Origin of the sequence: Lactobacillus sp. B4015, assembly GCF_026536055.1 — a bacterium.
Classification (GTDB): domain Bacteria; phylum Bacillota; class Bacilli; order Lactobacillales; family Lactobacillaceae; genus Lactobacillus; species Lactobacillus panisapium.
The window spans coordinates 213,058-229,375 of record NZ_JAFNOY010000003.1 but is presented as its reverse complement, the minus strand read 5'-3'; the positions used below and the strand labels follow the sequence as shown (position 1 = coordinate 229,375).

The following is a 16,318-nucleotide window of genomic DNA, read 5'->3' as shown; positions in this document are numbered from 1 at the left end:
AAAACCCTTAAGGTTTCGGTCCAAATTTCATCATAAAAAATTAAGTTTTAAGGAAGAAACTGCTATTAAATACCAGCTAGTGTTTTTAATCTTTAATAAAAAGATGATTAACTATCTTTTTAGGTTTGGAATAAATTTAAAAGAGTTCATCACGTTTTCCATCTAAAAGATGTTCGTCGATTTTATCATTAAAATAAACGAGTAAATCGCGATCAAAATTATAGGCCAATTGCGTATTAAGTAATTCTTGTTTTGTCATCCAGGCTAAATCACCTTCGTTTGATGCTTTCACCTGTCCTTTAAACTTGGTTGCAGTATAAAAAAAGACAATATAGCGATGGTCATTGTCATCATAAAATTGCTTTAAGCCACAAAGCCGTGGATTTTCGATTGCCAAATTTGTCTCTTCTTTAACTTCCCGCACAACGGAGTCATAGAACGATTCATGATTTTCAACATGTCCGCCAGGAAAAGTTAGTCCGGGCCAGTTAAGGTCATTTCGATTTAAAACCAAAATCTTCTTATCTTTTACAATCATGCACATATTAGTCAAAGTGACTGGTTCGGTTCTGTCCATTAATTTTCCTTTCAAATTTGTCCTACATTATTATTTATTAATACATTATTATTTATTAAAGGGATGGAACGGAAATGCTCTTCCGTTTAGCTTAATGTTAAATTCTTGCTTAGTTATATTGATTTCAATTTTTGGTTTAGCAGATTTTTTTACTGAACTACTATTATTAGGCTGTGTAGTGTTTTCCCAATTTCTGGAAAATTCACTAAAATTACTGACAACTCGATAATCAGTCTTAAATAAATCTGGATTAGTTATTTCTTTAGCGACTTTAACGTCTACTGAGGTAGACTCTTTTGTAGAATTATCTGAAAAAGCTTCAGCAAGCCGTTTAAGAACTTTATTTAGTTCAGTTAAATCTTTAATTTCCCTGAAAGAAATATTGCTAGCGTTGGCTACCCGAATTGCTTTATCAGAACGATTTGGAGGGTCTTTTGCAGGTTCGTTATTATCATTAATTTCTTTCTTCTTTTCATTTTCATTTGCTTTCAGCTGTGAATTTAAAACATCAGGGTCAGTTTTATTCATCTGAAAATATCCTCTCACTCTTCTTAGTATGTTATTTTAATTATAAAACTTTTACGCCCCAAAAATATAGAGATTTCTGGTTATTTTACTCAATGCCAGAAAAGATTATGTTAAAATTTTTATACAAAGAAAGTAGGAAGAAAAGTGAATTTACGATTGAATAGTTTGGCAGCAATGGTGGATAATGACGTTCGAGTTGCTGATATTGGAACTGATCACGCTTATTTACCAATTGAACTCATTAAAAGTGGTAAAATATCCTATGCAATTGCCAGCGATATAGCAAAGGGACCGCTGGATAACGCTAAAAAAGATGTTCAAGAAGCAGGACTAGCAGATCAAATAGATACTCGCTTAGGCGCGGGATTGTCAACGGTATCTGAACAAGATCAAATTGATACGGTGATTATTGCTGGTATGGGTGGAAAATTAATCACACAAATCTTAAATGATGCCTGGCAGAATAAGTTGCAGTTTAAGACATTGATACTTGAACCAAATGTTGGTGAATGTGGCGTGCGTAAATGGTTGACTGAGCATTCATATGAAATTAAAGCTGAACAAATTGTGGCAGAAGCTGGTCACACTTACGAGTTAATTAAGGCAGTTAAGTCGCAAATAAAAAGTAATTTGTCTGCGGCGGAATTGTATTTTGGGCCATTCCTATTACGGGAAAAAAATGATATTTTTAAGCAAAAATGGCTCGGACAACTAAAGTATCACCGGTCCTTATTAACTAACCTTAATAAGGCTAAAAATAAAGATTTAGTCCATATCAAGCAAGTTGAACATGAAATAAAAATGATTGAAGGAGTATTAAATGACTAAAGTTGCAGATATCGTGGCAGTTTTACAACAGTATTTTCCTGAGAAAATTGCCAGTAAAGGTGATCCAGTAGGAATTCAGATCGGTTCATTAAATCAAGAAGTTAATTGCGTCATGACTACATTGGATGTGCGCCCGCAAGTAGTTGATGAAGCGATTGCTAACAAAGTTGACTTGATTATCAGTCATCATCCCGTAATGTTTCGTCCCGCACCCAACTTAAATTATGCTAATCCCCAAAATGAAATGTATGCCAAAATTATCGCCAATAACATAACTGTTTATTCTATTCACACTAATTCTGATAAAGCTGAGAATGGTTCAAGCGACTGGCAGGCTGAAGAATTGGGTTTACAAAATGTCGAACCTTTCTGTCTTGATGACGATGGCATCGCGATTGGCCGAAAGGGTAATCTGCCTGAGCCAATGAGCGCTTTTGATTTTGCTTACTATGTCAAAGATAAGATGAAAACTAAAATGGCCCGCTTGATTTGTGCTAATAATGAACAAACAATTTCTAGCGTCAGTTTTATTTGTGGTGATGGTGGCAAATACTGGCACCTGGCGGTAGAAGAGAATATTGATGCCTTTATTACTGGTGATGTTTATTACCATACTGGCCATGATATTATTTCTTCCGGATTGACAGTTGTTGACCCTGGGCACTATACAGAAAAATTATTTAAAGATAGAATGTATGAAAAGTTAATTAAATGGAATGATGTAAATCAGTGGCAAATTAAGCTTAAAAAATCTATTGTTTCCACTAACCCATTTCAGGATTTGTTTTAAAAGGAGATTTTATGGAATACCCAAATTTATTACCGCGATTTTTAAAGTATGTCAAAGTGAATTCACGCTCAGATGAACACTCAGATCGTTTTCCCTCAACTGAACGTGAGGAAAAGTTCCAAAAGGAAGTTGTGCAAAAGGACCTCGAAGAATTAGGTTTATCAGATGTTCATTACAACCAAGACTCCGGTTGTGTTATTGCTGAAATTCCAGCAAATGTTGATTATGATGTCCCAGTTATGGGCTTTTTGGCACACTGTGATACAGCTGATTTTAATGCTGAAAACGTTAAACCTCAAATTCATGAAAACTATGATGGTAAGTCAAAAATTCAACTAGGGGATTCTGAATTTTACTTGGATCCAGCAGTTTTTCCAAACCTTAAAAAATACCGTGGCAAAACCTTAATCACAACTTCGGGTGACACGTTGCTTGGTGGAGACGATAAATGTGGGGTAGCTGAAGTTGTTACTCTGGCTGAATATTTGCTTAACCATCCTGAAATTAAGCACGGAAAAATTCGGTTAGCCTTTACACCAGATGAAGAAATTGGAACCGGTGCACCTCATTTTGACGTCAAAGAATTTGGTACTGATTTTGGTTATACGCTTGATGGTGCCGCACCTGGTAAATTAGATTGGGGAACATTTTCAGCTGCCACATTTACGCTTGATATTCAAGGAGTGAATGTTCATCCATCAGTTGCTAAAAACCAAATGATTAGCGCAATTCAAGTTGCAATTGATTTTCAAAATCAATTGCCTAGTGACGAAGTACCAGAAAAAACAGATAAAAGACAAGGTTTCTATCATCTAACCGACTTCCAAGGAACGGTTGACAATGCTCACTTAGAGTATATTATTCGTGACTTTGAACGTGATGGGCTTGAAAAGCGCAAGAACTTAGTCAAAAAAATCGTAAATGAGATGAATGAAAAATTTGGTAAAGAACGCATCAAGCTGACCATGAGAGATCAATACTACAACATGGCTGACGAATTAGAAAAACACATGGATGTTGTTAACTTGGCGCGTGATGCATATCGTGCTGTAGGTTTGAATCAAATTGACGAAGATCCCATTAGAGGTGGTACAGATGGTTGCCAATTGACATACATGGGTCTTCCTTGTCCAAACTTATTCTCAGGACAGGAAAACATGCATGGTCGTTTTGAATACACTGTACTTGAATCAATGTATCAAGCAGTGGATGTTATGGTAAAAATGGCTGAAATGAATGCTACAAACAATAATTAGTGAAACAAAAATGACATTAAAGTTGCTTTGTTAAAAATCAGCTTAAACATTAAAAAGCTTGTTATACTAAAGAAAAGCGTATTTCTACTATAATTGAAAAATTATGCACATCTAGTATAAAGTAAAAAAATAGCTCATAAAATCATTGCTATAGATGGTTTTATGGGCTTTTTTTCTTTCTCAGGACTAAAAGTGATAAGTCGTGGAACAGTTAAAAATGTCTAAAAATTTACTTGCAGTCTAACCTCTTCCTGCTAAAACAATTAGTAGTGAAGAGGTCAGAATAGTAACAATGAAATATTTATCATAATAAAATAAAAAAGATTGCACAATAAGCGAAACTGCGATAATATTACGGTGTATTAGAAATGTAATACAGCTCAAAAGGATGGTGGACTTGTGGAATTCAAGGATAACATTCCCATTTATTTGCAAATTAAGCAGTACCTTTATCGGCAAATCGTTACGGGAAAATTAAAATCAGGAGAAAAAATACCTTCTGTAAGAGAATTAGCTGTCCAACTAACTGTAAACGTCAACACAGTTCAACGGGCACTGCAACAAATGAATGTAGAAGGTATTTTATATACGAAACGTGGTGAAGGAAACTTCGTTACGGAAGATACCAATTTGCTTGATAAGACCAAGCAGGATTTAATTAATGAAGAACTAGATAAATTTGTTCAAAGCATGCATGCTTTAGGCGTTTCTGATGATCAAATTAGTACTTTTTTAACCGAATATTTAAAAAAGGAGCAATAACTATGAGCATTAGCTTGCACGACAAAAAAGTAAGAAGATTTCGTCTAGTAGATGACTGGCCGCTTTATTTACAGGTCAAACAATACATTGAGTGGCAAATTTATTACGGTAAATTGGCTGCTGGCCAGAAACTACCTGGAAGTCGTAATCTGGCAGCTGAGTTGACGGTTAATTCGCATATCGTTCAGCGGGTGTTAACCGAATTATTGCACGAGCAAATCTTAGTTAACAAGGCTGATGACTATTTTGTAACGGACAATAACGAAAAAATCTCGGAGCTTAAACAAGATTTGCTTAATAATGCAGTAAAGGACTTCATTGGGGGTCTAAATAAGCAAGGCGTTGATAATAATCAAATCAATTCAGCCTTTAGGCGGATTCTAAAGCTAGGAGTTTAAGTAATGGCTAACCTTTTAGAAATTAAAAATCTAAGTTATAAGAAAAATCAGAAAAAAATTTTGCAAGATGTGAATTTAACCTTGCAGTCAGGAAAAATCGTTGCTCTTTTAGGAAAAAACGGTGCAGGGAAGACCACTTTAATGCGGATAATCGCAGGAATTGCCAAAAATTATACTGGTATTGTGACCGTCAGTGATTTTTCAGACCTCACTCAGCGTAAAGCTCATTTATCTTTTAGTGATCGTCTTTCTGGCTTTCGGGAATCAAGCAAAATAAAGCAACTAGGTGAGTTTTACCAGGAGCTTTATGCTGATTTTGATAATAAACAATTTGAGCAACTAGTAAAATTTATGAAATTGGATCCTGATCTTCGCTTAGCGCAAATGTCTAAAGGGATGCGCGAAAAGCTAATCATTGCTTTATCTTTTTCACGTAAGACTGATCTTTACCTTTTGGATGAACCATTCTCTGGTATTGACGCGATGGCGCGTAAGAAGATAATTAAATCTATTATTCTGTGGAAAGATGAGAAGTCAACAATGTTAATCTCCGACCACTTTGTAAATGAAATTGCTTCTATCCTTGATGAGGTCGTTGTTATTAAAGACAAGACAATTTATGCGCATAAGTCTACCGAGAAAATCAGGGAAAGCAATGAAAGTATCGAAGACTTTTACGAAAATATTTATGAAGATGAGGAGGATTAGATGTTTCAGCGGTTATTTTCAGTCTTTTTCAAGAATAAAATGAAGCAAGGCTACATTCTGCTAGCAATCCAAACGATTGCGGCAATAGTTATTTCAATTATTAGTGTAATTGGTTTTAGAAACGGCCATTTTTACTTATACGATAATGGCAATGTTGGCTTTTTCCTCATCTTGATTGGAGTTTTCGCTAGTCTGGCTGTGATTGCTCTGATAGTATTTTTTGGTATTACTTGCTTTAACAACGAAAGCTATAATAGCAACCAAAGCTACCGATTATTGGCGATTAGCGATACTAAATATTTTTTAGCTAATATTTTAAGTTCATTTGTTGCCCTGATCGTGATGAATATTATTAATCTGTTATTTGTCGTCCTTTTTTCCATATTAGCCTTTGTGACAGATCAAGATTTTCGAATAAATACCATCAGTATCTGGCAAGATATTTGTCATGATGCTTTCAAACTAGGGGCCGACTTTTATCTTACGATGTTACAAATAGTAGTTTGGTTGATGCTACTAATATTTGTAACTTATGTCTTAATTAGCTTTTTAAATTTCTCTAGCAAGGCCATTCTTAATTTTTTACCTGGACTTTCAAATCGTCCAGCCTTATTTTTTGTTCGCGGATTACTAATTTTAGTAATTTCTTGGCTAATAATTAAAGTAATGGAACCCATCAATTGGCTCCTTGCTTCCAATGTTCCAGGTTCTTTATTCTACAATGACCCGGACTTGACGGGCTTCTTTTATAGCTCTAGCCTCATTTTTGTGATTATCTTTCTTGTATTCTTATTAGCGGATTTATTTTTATTCAACCGCTATTTTGAGCCAAAAGATTGAGCAAATATCCAATTCAAAAGACCAACTACTGAAATCATGTCAGGGCTGGTCTTTTTCTTAAAGTTATTGCAAATTCTTATTATTTAGTTTAACATGATACTGTATTAGAAAAATAATACAGTAAAAAGAAAAATCTGATGCTTTGAGCTTAATCTTATTATCTTGCAAGGGATTTTTTAAAAAAATTTCTCTCGTGAATGATAAAATACCATCAACGTCTAACCACACTAAACAGTTAAAAAATAGCTTAATGCTTGCCAACACTTTAGACAATAAAGCGGAGGACACCAAAAACCAGTACAATCTTATCTGGTAATTCAAAACAGGAGTAGTACAATGGAAAATCTTTTACAAATCAAGGATTTGACCTACCGGAAAAATCAAAAGTCAATTTTAAAAAATATTAACTTAACCTTGCAACCTGGTAAAATTGTAGCCCTACTAGGTGAAAATGGGGCAGGGAAAACCACCCTGATGCGTATCATCAGCAGCACAGCCAAGAATTACCATGGCAGTGTCTATGTAGCTGGACGTGAAAAAGAAGCCGAAAGAAAGGCACACCTGTCCTTTACTGACGGCCTGACAGGTTTTACTGATTCAACCAGAATTAGTGAAATTGAAAAATTCTACGAAGTGATTTATCAAGATTTTGATCTTGAAGAATTTGACCAGTTACGCCAGTTTATGAGGCTAGATGCAAGTTCACGATTGGCAGAACTATCAAAGGGGATGCGGGAAAAACTAGTTATTGCTTTAACTTTTTCGCGTAAAACTGACCTTTATTTGCTTGATGAGCCTTTTTCTGGCATTGATGCGATGGCCCGCAAAAAAATAATTAGTTCTATTATCTTGTGGAAAGCAGAAAAAGCTACCATTTTGATTTCTGACCACTTTGTTAATGAAATTGCATCACTTTTAGATGAAGTGGTCATTATCAAAGACAAAACAATTTATTGCCACAAGTCTACTGAAGAAATCAGGGCTAAAAACGAAAGTCTCGAAGACTATTATGAAGGTCTTTACGAGAAGGAGGAAGAGTAATGTCAATTTTTTACCGTAGTTTTACTGAGCTGTTCAAGCTAAAAATCAAAAATACTCATCTATGGTTTATTTGCCAGCTAATTGGCTCATTTGCCCTGACCTTCTTTATTTACATTCACGATAAATCTCTTCAGAATGCCAGTTTCATCGCAACGTGGCTGACTAATTTCTTATATTTAACTTTTTTATTTATTGGAATTTATTATTGTATAACCTGTATCACTCATGAAAAAGTCAACCGCAATCAAACTTGGCGTTTAATTCCAATGAGTAGTTCGGGACTATACGCAGACAACATGTTAAGTTCATTTGTTTCCGTAGCATTCTTTTGCGTATTGGAAATCATTAGTAATATAATTTTTCTTTTAATTACAATGCTGGTCGATCGCCAATTTGCCAAAGAAGTTATTAAAAGCTTTCAATATGCTAATGCCGATGTATCTAAGATCGATTTTCAAATTGTTTCTAGTATATTGAGTTTAGTCTTTATCTTAATCTTACTGGGTTTCTTATTTTACTTCATAGTTGATTTCTTAAACTTTAGCAGCCGCTCAATTGCTGATTTTCTTCCCGGTTCTAACGGTCAAGCGTATATCAGAGTTATTATTATCTTGTTGATTATTTTGATTGCTTGGACCATTATTAATACAAATAACTTTATCGCTTCAATTATATTATATCCACTTTCATTTTTGCGCGGGGACCTGTTTTCCGACAATCATACTTTGTCAAACATAATTATTATATTGATCACGTTTAATGTTGTATTAGCTATTATTAATTTATTCTCTTACAACAAATTCTTTGAAGCAAGTGAAAGTAAGTAAAGTTACTAGTAAAACACATTTTATCTTAAGCAAAAAGGGCACTAAGTATCTGCTTAGTGCCCTTTAATTATTAAAATCGTAACTCCTAATGGTTAGCGGCAAGGTAATCATAGAGTTGGTTAATTTCTTCAGGAGTGAACTCACCCTCACCGGTTTTCATTGCATGAATTTTTTCAACCGAAAGGTGACTGGCAAAAGCCAAGTCAGTGTCCGTGATATGATGCTTAATTTGATAATTAATAATTGAACTGGATAATTCTTCTAGTTGCTGATTCATAATAATTCTCCTTTACAGTTTATTTTAGCGAAAAAACCGGTAATTTTAAAGAAAAGTCATATTAAAAACCTTGTACTTTGTTAAAAGGCCAATACCGCAATACCACCTTACCAATTAAGTTCTTACGTTTTACCGGGCCAAAAATATGTGAATCCCTCGAAATATCGCGGTGATCACCCATTACCCAGTAGTAACCTTTCGGTACCTTATAAGTAAAATTATTAGTATAAGTATGGCCAGTGTCATTAGCTGCTTTTTTAAAGCTATTATTTAAATAAGACTCAGGAAGCAATTTCCCGTTAACATACATTTTATCGTTTTTAGACACCAGTTTATCGCCAGGTAAGCCGATAACACGCTTAATATATAGAGCGCCAGGAACATCGTTAGCAGCCTTAGGAGCCAATAAAACGACGACATCATTTCTTTTAGGTGTGAAATTTCTGACGGAAATCAACCGATCATTATCTTCAAAAGTGGGTTGCATTGATGGACCCGAAACCCGATCATTAGACAATACGAAATGGAAAATGAGATAAAAAGCGCCTAAGATAACCGCCATCATAACGACGATATCTAAAATAAATTTGACAAGGCTTTCTTCCTCTTGATCCTGCTTTTTTGTAACATTTTTTGCCATAAAAATTCTCCCTATTTTAGATTAAAAACTTTGAACCCGGTTAAACGGCCAATAACGAAAGACAACTTTACCAACTAAATTACCACGGCTAACGGGACCAAATTTGCGTGAATCTTTTGAGATATCCCGATGATCACCCATAACCCAATAATGGCCACTAGGTACGCGATAGGTAAAATTGTTGGTATAGGTATAGCCCGCAGCATTATCTGCTTTCTTGAATTTGTTATTCAAATAAGGTTCAGGTATTTGTTTACCATTAACATACATTTTATCATTTTTTGCTGTAACCTTATCACCCGGCAATCCAATCACACGCTTAACGTAGAGTGCATGCGGATCATTTGCCTTTTTAGGGGGAATCAAGGCTACAACTTCGTATCTTTTGGGTGTAAAGTGACGAACTGAGATCATTCGCTCGTTATTTTCAAAAGTCGGCTGCATCGAATTGCCAGAAACACGCACGTTAACTAATACAAAGTGAAACAGCAGATAAAAGATTCCGAAAATAACGACTACCATTACGACAAGATCTAAAAGGAATTTCCCTAAACTTTCTTCCTCATCGTCTTTTTTTATATCATTTTCCATCAAATATTCTCCTTTATTCTATTACTCTTTATTATAACTGAAATCATTTCATTTGAATGGTAAAATCATTATAGGTATTTGATATGACAGAATTTTTAGAGAAAATTAAGCACTTAGCAATTGAGATTGACAACCAACAGGTTGATCAGCAAGCTAAAGAAATCATGTGCATCATTCAAACAATTGAAAAAAAGCAAGTTTTAGCTAAAGCACCGAGCTTACTCGGCTTTTATCCTGATAAACTAGAGGAGATAATGACAGAAGTCGGACCGCAAAAAGCAGCGGCACTTAAGATAATTAACCAGCTTTTTAACAGTACAAGGCAGTTTTTATCGATTCACTATGGTTTATGGTCTTTACCGAACTTGGAAACGGCTCAAGCAATCAAAGAGAACTTACATGTAAATTCAGCACTGGAAATAATGGCGGGTAACGCTTATTGGACTCGGGCATTACAACAGGTTGGGGTTCAAACAGTTGCAACAGATTCATTACAGTGGGCGAAGACTTCGCGAACTGGCCAGCAACCGTTTGCTTCTGTGGTTAATCTAAATGCTAGTTCAGCTATTGCCCAGTATTCGGCAGTAGACTTAATTCTTTGTTCTTGGGCGCCCAATTTTAACCGCAGTGATTTAGCAGCAGTTAATGCTTGGCAAAAGTACAATCCCAAAAGTCACTTCTTGTTTATTGGCGAAAAAAATGGTGCCACAAACTCACCAGATTTTTGGCATCATGAAAAATTTCGTCATTCACCAGCTCTTAGACAAATTAAGCAAACTTTTACCAGTTACGATTTTATTGATGAACAAATATTTGAGATAGAACATGAAATTTAAAAAGATTTTTTTATTATTTATTATTTTTTTAGCAATGCTCGGTGTGGGCTCAATGCTATCTAATATTCAATCCGATGAAGCCAATCAATTACTTGAAGCATACGGATTAAGCAATAATACTCGTTATATTAAAATTAAAAATGACCAAAGCATTAGCACTTTTGTGCGTTATTTAGAGCAAAAGTTCCCAAAAAACAAGATCCAGCTTCACCTAGCAAATAACAGAAAAGATAAGCAAACTTTAATTTGGTCTAACAAAGATGTCTTAACTCTGCCAACAGAAGCGGGTCGTTACTTTACTTCTGACGACTTTAAGGGTAGGGTCTCTTTTGGTGTCTTAGGCTTAAATGCCAATATTAAACAGTATAAAACGCAGGGAAACCAGTACATTGTTTTAAACAATAAATATTACACCGTAATTGGGACATTAAAGCATTATCGGCAAATGAAACAGAATGGGTATTACTTAACTACGGGTTCAATGCAGCCGACTGGTCAATTTAAATTGCGCAATTACGTAATTATCATTGATAGTTCGACTAGGGTAATCAGACAGATTGCTGCTCATTATGGTGTAAAGGTTAAAACACCATCATTTGTCAAAAGTCACCAGAGCCATCAATTTTCAGTGATCAAAGAAATTTTATTAATTGTCGTGTTTATTTTGATTGCCGGAATCAGCAATCTTATTTTAGCCTTTTTAGATTGGCAAACTGTTAAGCAAACTCACTTAAGTGGCGGATTACTGCGTAATTGGCTGTTAAACCACGGAATTAGAACCATTTTAACCGAAATTTTACTGGTGTTTGGTGCCTATTTCTTCTTATGCTGGCGGGCTTTCTTCTCAAAGCCGCAGCATCTCTTGTTATTGTTACTAGCTAGCTGGATAATTATTTCCATTATTTATAGTTACGGCATTTTTTATCGCGTACGAAAGGAAAAACTAGATGCTTAAATTACCTAATGAATTTACTGCTAAGTACCGCAAATTATTGGGTCCAAAAGCTGATCAGCTATTTGCTGCAATGAACGATGAAAAACCAAAGAAAGCATTTCGCATTAACGCACTCAAGCAAAAACAAGATATTGGCTACGCGCTAACTAAACCTGTTTTAAGGATTAATAACGCGTATTATGGTCAAGTTAGTGGTTCAGATCCTGAATGGGTAAGTGGGATGGTCTATTCACAAGAGCCAGCTGCAATGTTTCCTGCGCAGATTGCTCAGGTAAAACCCGGAGAGAAAGTGCTTGATCTTTGCGCTGCGCCTGGCGGAAAAAGTACCGCTTTGGCTGAACAGTTAAGAGGTGATGGTCTGCTAGTTGCTAACGATATCTCATCTTCCCGAGCAAAAGTCCTACGTGAAAATCTGGAGCGCTGGGGAGTCACCAATGCATTAATTACTAATGAAAGTCCAGCAAGATTAGCGCAGCACTTTAACAGTTTCTTTGATAAAATTGTCGTTGATGCACCATGTAGTGGGGAAGGGATGTTTCGCAAAAATCCAGATGCCGTTTCTTATTGGTCCCAGAATTATGTCTTAACCTGCCAAAGTCGTCAAAAAGAAATCTTAGCAGCTGCGACAGAAATGTTGCGACCGGGTGGCGAGCTTATTTACTCGACGTGTACTTTTGCGCCTGAAGAAGATGAACAAATTGTATCTTGGCTCGCCCAAACTTATAGCTTTGAGATTTTACCTATCACTTTAAGCAATACTAACTGCGCTGCTGGAAACCCTGATTGGGCTGATCAAAATCCGGCGTTAACTAACACAGTACGTTTCTGGCCTTTTGATGAGCTAGGAGAAGGCCAATTTGTGGCAAGATTGCAAAAGCCTGCCAGCTCAGTAATCACTAAAGCCAAGTCTCAACGACAAAAACGTAAACGTGAAAAAGCCAGTACTAGGCACCTAACTAATCAAGAGGTGGAATTGATTGCACTAGTCTTAAAACCATTCAATCTGCCTTCGGCTTTAAGTGAATGGCCCAAGCGCTGCTTAGTAAGCCACGATCACGTTTTTTTACCAGCTTTAACGACAAACATTGCTCATTTGAAAATTTTAAATAATGGTTTTGAACTAGGTTTGCTCAAGAAAAACCGGTTTGAACCGAGCCATCAATTGGCAATGGTTTTAAGTCAAGTTGAACAAACGCAGGTGCTTGAACTTAGCCAACCAGATTTCGCCGCTTTTTTACATGGAGAAACATTACGTGGCCAAGATAATAAGATGCAGGGCTTTATTTTACTTAGTTACCAGCACTTAATCTTTAGCTTTGGTAAAAATATGAAAGATGGCGTTTTGAAGAATTTTTACCCTAAGGGTTTACGAATTTTGAAGAAAGATTAGAGATTAACATGCTTAAATTAATTGCTACCGATATGGACGGAACATGGTTGACCGATCAAAAAACCTACGATGAAGAACTATTTTTACGTGAATTTGCAATTATGCAGGAGTGCGGAATTAAATTTGTCATTGCTAGCGGTAACCAATATGAAAATATTTATGCCCGTTTTCCTAAAACGGCAGCTAAAATGTACTTTATTGCTGAGAATGGAGCATTGGTAGCCCAGGGCAGGCAGGTTATTCATACCGATTGTATTTCCGATGAGGATCTGCAAGTCATTTTTGAGATTATCGCTAAGTATGCTCATGAAAAGATAACCGTTTCCGGTCTTGCAAGTGCATACGTACGCGCAAGTGACGGACCAGAATATGCTACTGAGTTAAAAAAATATTATGCTAAATTGACAATTGTGCCAAGTTTTACCGATTTGCAAGATCAGATTTTTAAAGTTACGGTCGATGTTCCAGCAAATGAGCGGCCACGAATTATTAGCGAATTGCAAAATAATTATCCTCAGATCGGTTTTGTGTCGGGGTCAGCTACTTCAATTGATATTTCGACCAAGAAAATGAACAAGGCGATTGGGTTAGAATACTTAAGCAAAAAGTATCATATCAATCCCCGCGAAATGGTTGCTTTCGGTGATAGTGGCAATGATGTGGGAATGCTTAAATATGTTGGTCAAAGTTATGTAACTGCTACCGCCTTGCCAATCGCTAAAAGTGCAGCTAACCGCGTAATTGGCTCTAGCAATAGTAGTGCAGTTCAAAAAGAAATTTGGCGGCTTTTAAATGACTAATAATAAGCAAGTCAGTTAAATATACTTTATCTTTTAATCCAAACAAAAATCCTGTTAAATCAAGGTTTACAATACCAAGATTTAACAGGATTTTTCAATACTTATGTTTTTGACTTATTTTTAAAGTAATTGGTCAATTTGCGCTTTTAATGGTAAATCAAAGTACCGCTTAATTTTAGGTAAATCGGTTAAATTGGTTTGACCATAAATCGCCATTAAATAAGCAAGTTGCTTTTGCCATTCTTTAATCAGTTGAAGTAAATTTTCAAAGCCATTGTCTTGAAGCAAGACTTGTAAGAAGGTGTTAGAAATACCAACATATTTTCCACCTAAGCAAAGTCCCTTGAAGACATCTAACGGATTGCGAATTCCCCCTGAAACAATCAAATCAACATCTTCGTTTGCAGCTAGCACCGCAGCAATAACAGTAGGTAAGCCGATATTTTCAAGGTAAGAAAGAGGCTGCGGGTTTCGGGCATTTTCGATTTGTGCAAAATTGGTTCCACCACTACCAGCGATATCGAAGAAGGTGATACCTTCTTTTTTTAAAAGGTGAATTGTTGCTTGATCCAGACCACAACCAACTTCTTTAATAATGATTGGTACAGTTATTTGTTGGCGTAGTTCTTGAAGGTTAGCTAGCCAGTGAAAGTCGCGATCACCTTCCGGCATTGCTATTTCCTGCACGACGTTTAAATGGACTTGCAAGGCATCTGCTTGCAGCTCAGCAATAATTTTTTCAGCATCTCTTACAGAGGTCTTAGCATTTATGTTAGCAAGCAATACACCGTTGGGGTTTTCTTGACGAGCAATGATAAAACTATCCAGCCGATCTGCTTCTTTGACAAGAATGCTAGCCGAGCCTAAAGCAAGCGCAATGTGCGTTTGCTGGGCAATTTTACCTAAAGCTTGGTTAATTGCAAAAGATTTTTTAGAGCCGCCCGTCATTGCATTGATGAAAAATGGGGCACTCACAGTTTTGCCAAACATTTTTGTGCTAATCGCCTGCAAGTTAACATTAGTTTCGGGTAAAGCCGGCCGAACTAAATGCATCTGATCAAAACTATTCGACTTCTCATTCTCATAGAACTTTTGGGCTAAAGCCAAGTGTTCTTCTTTACGCGTAGATCTAATGGACATTTTTTCCTCTTACTCATTTACCGGGCTAACTTGACGGAATGAACGTGAAAATCAAGGGGCATAATCCCGTTTTGACGCCATTCTTCTTCAAGGGCCGCTATGTTGGTTTGCTCATCTGTAATGACGATCCCGCAATCACCGTTACCGGCACCAGAAGTTTTAGCAGCACCACCAAATGATTCAGCAATGTTAATTAATTTGGATAAGCGGGGAATTTCAATCGCAATTCGATTGATAGCAGCAAAGTGTTGCAACAATTTACGGTTTTCGCGGATCTGCTTTTTAATTAGGTCGATATCGTTTCTTTCAAACCCAACAATCATTTTTAAGACACATTTTCGTGAAAGCCTAATAAATTCCCGGTACTTTCCGTTCAGTGCCTCTTTGTTGGCATTAGTTTCATCAACTAAGCGGGAAGTGGAAGCAGGCTTTTGACTCCAACCAATCATTAAATTCATGCCGGTTGGCGGCGTTAACAACTGAATTTTTAGTCCTGGCCATGCTTCATCGACAACTTCAGACAGCGACTTATGTGCTAGTTCTTGTTTTAGCCAACTTTTATCAAAAGTCTGGTAGGCAAGCCAGCCACCATAAACACTGGCAGCAATATCACCAGCCGAACCATTACCCTGAACTGAATAATGAGAGATGGCTGACAATTTATAAACAAGTTCGTTACTGAAGGGTACGTTATAAAAGCGTAAGATTGCTTTTACAGTTGCTACCGTAACTGCCGCGCTGGAGCCCAAGCCATACTTTTTACCATCAGCCGAATCAAGATCCGAATTGATATAAAGATCATAGACCTGCATCTCAATGTGCTTTTCAAGGCAAAATCGTTCAGTAAACGAAATAGCCGCCAAAATATATTCAAAAGGGTTATCACGATTGTCAATAACCATTTCGGCCCCATGCCTAACCCAGTGAATTGAATCTTGTGAATATTGTTTAGAATGGATTAACCCAGTAGATGACTTTGTTTTAGTAATTGAAACCCGGATAAATTGATTAACTGCGACTAAAATTGCGGGACAATCTTGTTCAAGTACCGCATATTCGCCAGCAATATATAACTTTCCGGGCGCTTGTTCTGTTATCAAAAGAATTTAATCTCCTAATCAATTAAATTACATT

The 16,318-nt window shown here is 36.3% G+C and carries 20 protein-coding genes; 13 read left to right on the top strand and 7 right to left on the bottom strand.

The annotated features are described in order from the left end of the window. Window positions 1–136: 136 nt before the first annotated feature. Both J3U71_RS04370 and J3U71_RS04365 read right to left on the bottom strand, forming a co-directional pair. Window positions 137–577, bottom strand: a complete 441-nt coding sequence (locus tag J3U71_RS04370) for an 8-oxo-dGTP diphosphatase (protein WP_220267994.1) — start codon at window positions 575–577, stop codon at window positions 137–139. A gap of 48 nt (window positions 578–625) precedes the next feature. Beyond that, complete coding sequence (locus J3U71_RS04365; protein ID WP_267392648.1) at window positions 626–1,105, bottom strand: hypothetical protein; 480 nt, start codon at window positions 1,103–1,105, stop codon at window positions 626–628. Between the two features lie 144 nt (window positions 1,106–1,249). Between J3U71_RS04365 and J3U71_RS04360 the strand changes: the two genes are divergently transcribed. From J3U71_RS04360 to J3U71_RS04320, 9 genes are all read left to right on the top strand, one after another. Beyond that, the gene (locus J3U71_RS04360) at window positions 1,250–1,933 is read left to right on the top strand and encodes a tRNA (adenine(22)-N(1))-methyltransferase (RefSeq protein ID WP_267392649.1); all 684 of its coding nucleotides are present in this window, start codon (window positions 1,250–1,252) and stop codon (window positions 1,931–1,933) included. Further along, window positions 1,926–2,723 (top strand): Nif3-like dinuclear metal center hexameric protein, encoded by a 798-nt coding sequence (locus J3U71_RS04355; RefSeq protein ID WP_267392650.1) that lies wholly within the window; start codon window positions 1,926–1,928, stop codon window positions 2,721–2,723. The genes J3U71_RS04360 and J3U71_RS04355 overlap by 8 nt, the downstream gene beginning before the upstream one ends. Window positions 2,724–2,734: 11 nt before the next feature. Next, window positions 2,735–3,979, top strand: a complete 1,245-nt coding sequence (pepT, locus tag J3U71_RS04350) for a peptidase T (protein WP_220267990.1) — start codon at window positions 2,735–2,737, stop codon at window positions 3,977–3,979. 399 nt (window positions 3,980–4,378) lie between these two features. Further along, a complete protein-coding gene (locus J3U71_RS04345; RefSeq protein ID WP_103751649.1) occupies window positions 4,379–4,741 on the top strand; it encodes a GntR family transcriptional regulator in 363 nt (120 codons plus the stop codon). Between the two features lie 2 nt (window positions 4,742–4,743). After that, on the top strand, window positions 4,744–5,139 hold the full coding sequence (locus tag J3U71_RS04340; protein WP_220267989.1) for a GntR family transcriptional regulator: 396 nt from the start codon (window positions 4,744–4,746) through the stop codon (window positions 5,137–5,139). A 3-nt stretch (window positions 5,140–5,142) separates the two neighbouring features. After that, on the top strand, window positions 5,143–5,847 hold the full coding sequence (locus J3U71_RS04335) for an ATP-binding cassette domain-containing protein (RefSeq protein ID WP_267392651.1): 705 nt from the start codon (window positions 5,143–5,145) through the stop codon (window positions 5,845–5,847). Further along, complete coding sequence (locus tag J3U71_RS04330) at window positions 5,848–6,687, top strand: hypothetical protein (protein WP_220267987.1); 840 nt, start codon at window positions 5,848–5,850, stop codon at window positions 6,685–6,687. It abuts the gene before it with no gap. A 336-nt stretch (window positions 6,688–7,023) separates the two neighbouring features. Beyond that, window positions 7,024–7,728, top strand: a complete 705-nt coding sequence (locus J3U71_RS04325; RefSeq protein WP_220267986.1) for an ATP-binding cassette domain-containing protein — start codon at window positions 7,024–7,026, stop codon at window positions 7,726–7,728. Further along, window positions 7,728–8,555, top strand: coding sequence for a hypothetical protein (locus tag J3U71_RS04320; protein WP_267392652.1), 828 nt, complete (start codon window positions 7,728–7,730; stop codon window positions 8,553–8,555). Before J3U71_RS04325 ends, J3U71_RS04320 begins: the two co-directional genes overlap by 1 nt. Window positions 8,556–8,640: 85 nt before the next feature. On the opposite strand, the gene J3U71_RS04315 is transcribed toward J3U71_RS04320, so the two are convergent. From J3U71_RS04315 to lepB (J3U71_RS04305), 3 genes are all read right to left on the bottom strand, one after another. After that, complete coding sequence (locus J3U71_RS04315; protein WP_103751643.1) at window positions 8,641–8,832, bottom strand: LBP_cg2779 family protein; 192 nt, start codon at window positions 8,830–8,832, stop codon at window positions 8,641–8,643. A gap of 61 nt (window positions 8,833–8,893) precedes the next feature. Then, window positions 8,894–9,472 carry a signal peptidase I gene (gene lepB / locus J3U71_RS04310; RefSeq protein ID WP_267392653.1) on the bottom strand — a complete coding sequence of 193 codons (579 nt, stop codon included), beginning with the start codon at window positions 9,470–9,472 and terminating at the stop codon, window positions 8,894–8,896. A gap of 21 nt (window positions 9,473–9,493) precedes the next feature. Next, entirely contained in the window at window positions 9,494–10,063 is a 570-nt protein-coding gene (lepB, locus tag J3U71_RS04305) for a signal peptidase I (RefSeq protein WP_267392654.1), read from the bottom strand. 83 nt (window positions 10,064–10,146) lie between these two features. On the opposite strand from lepB (J3U71_RS04305), the gene J3U71_RS04300 reads away from it, so the two are divergent. The 4 genes from J3U71_RS04300 to J3U71_RS04285 are packed head-to-tail and all read left to right on the top strand — an operon-like array spanning window position 10,147 to window position 14,044. After that, entirely contained in the window at window positions 10,147–10,899 is a 753-nt protein-coding gene (locus J3U71_RS04300; protein ID WP_220267982.1) for an SAM-dependent methyltransferase, read from the top strand. Continuing rightward, window positions 10,889–11,854: an ABC transporter permease gene (locus tag J3U71_RS04295; protein WP_267392655.1), complete on the top strand. Its 966-nt coding sequence runs from the start codon at window positions 10,889–10,891 to the stop codon at window positions 11,852–11,854. The genes J3U71_RS04300 and J3U71_RS04295 overlap by 11 nt, the downstream gene beginning before the upstream one ends. Further along, window positions 11,847–13,244, top strand: coding sequence for an RsmB/NOP family class I SAM-dependent RNA methyltransferase (locus tag J3U71_RS04290; protein WP_267392656.1), 1,398 nt, complete (start codon window positions 11,847–11,849; stop codon window positions 13,242–13,244). Before J3U71_RS04295 ends, J3U71_RS04290 begins: the two co-directional genes overlap by 8 nt. An 8-nt stretch (window positions 13,245–13,252) precedes the next feature. After that, the gene (locus J3U71_RS04285; RefSeq protein ID WP_267392657.1) at window positions 13,253–14,044 is read left to right on the top strand and encodes a Cof-type HAD-IIB family hydrolase; all 792 of its coding nucleotides are present in this window, start codon (window positions 13,253–13,255) and stop codon (window positions 14,042–14,044) included. A gap of 120 nt (window positions 14,045–14,164) precedes the next feature. Here J3U71_RS04285 and fni read toward each other — a convergent pair whose 3' ends face one another. Beyond that, window positions 14,165–15,184: a type 2 isopentenyl-diphosphate Delta-isomerase gene (gene fni, locus J3U71_RS04280; protein ID WP_267392658.1), complete on the bottom strand. Its 1,020-nt coding sequence runs from the start codon at window positions 15,182–15,184 to the stop codon at window positions 14,165–14,167. Between the two features lie 17 nt (window positions 15,185–15,201). After that, complete coding sequence (locus tag J3U71_RS04275) at window positions 15,202–16,284, bottom strand: phosphomevalonate kinase (RefSeq protein WP_267392659.1); 1,083 nt, start codon at window positions 16,282–16,284, stop codon at window positions 15,202–15,204. Window positions 16,285–16,318 lie beyond the last annotated feature (34 nt).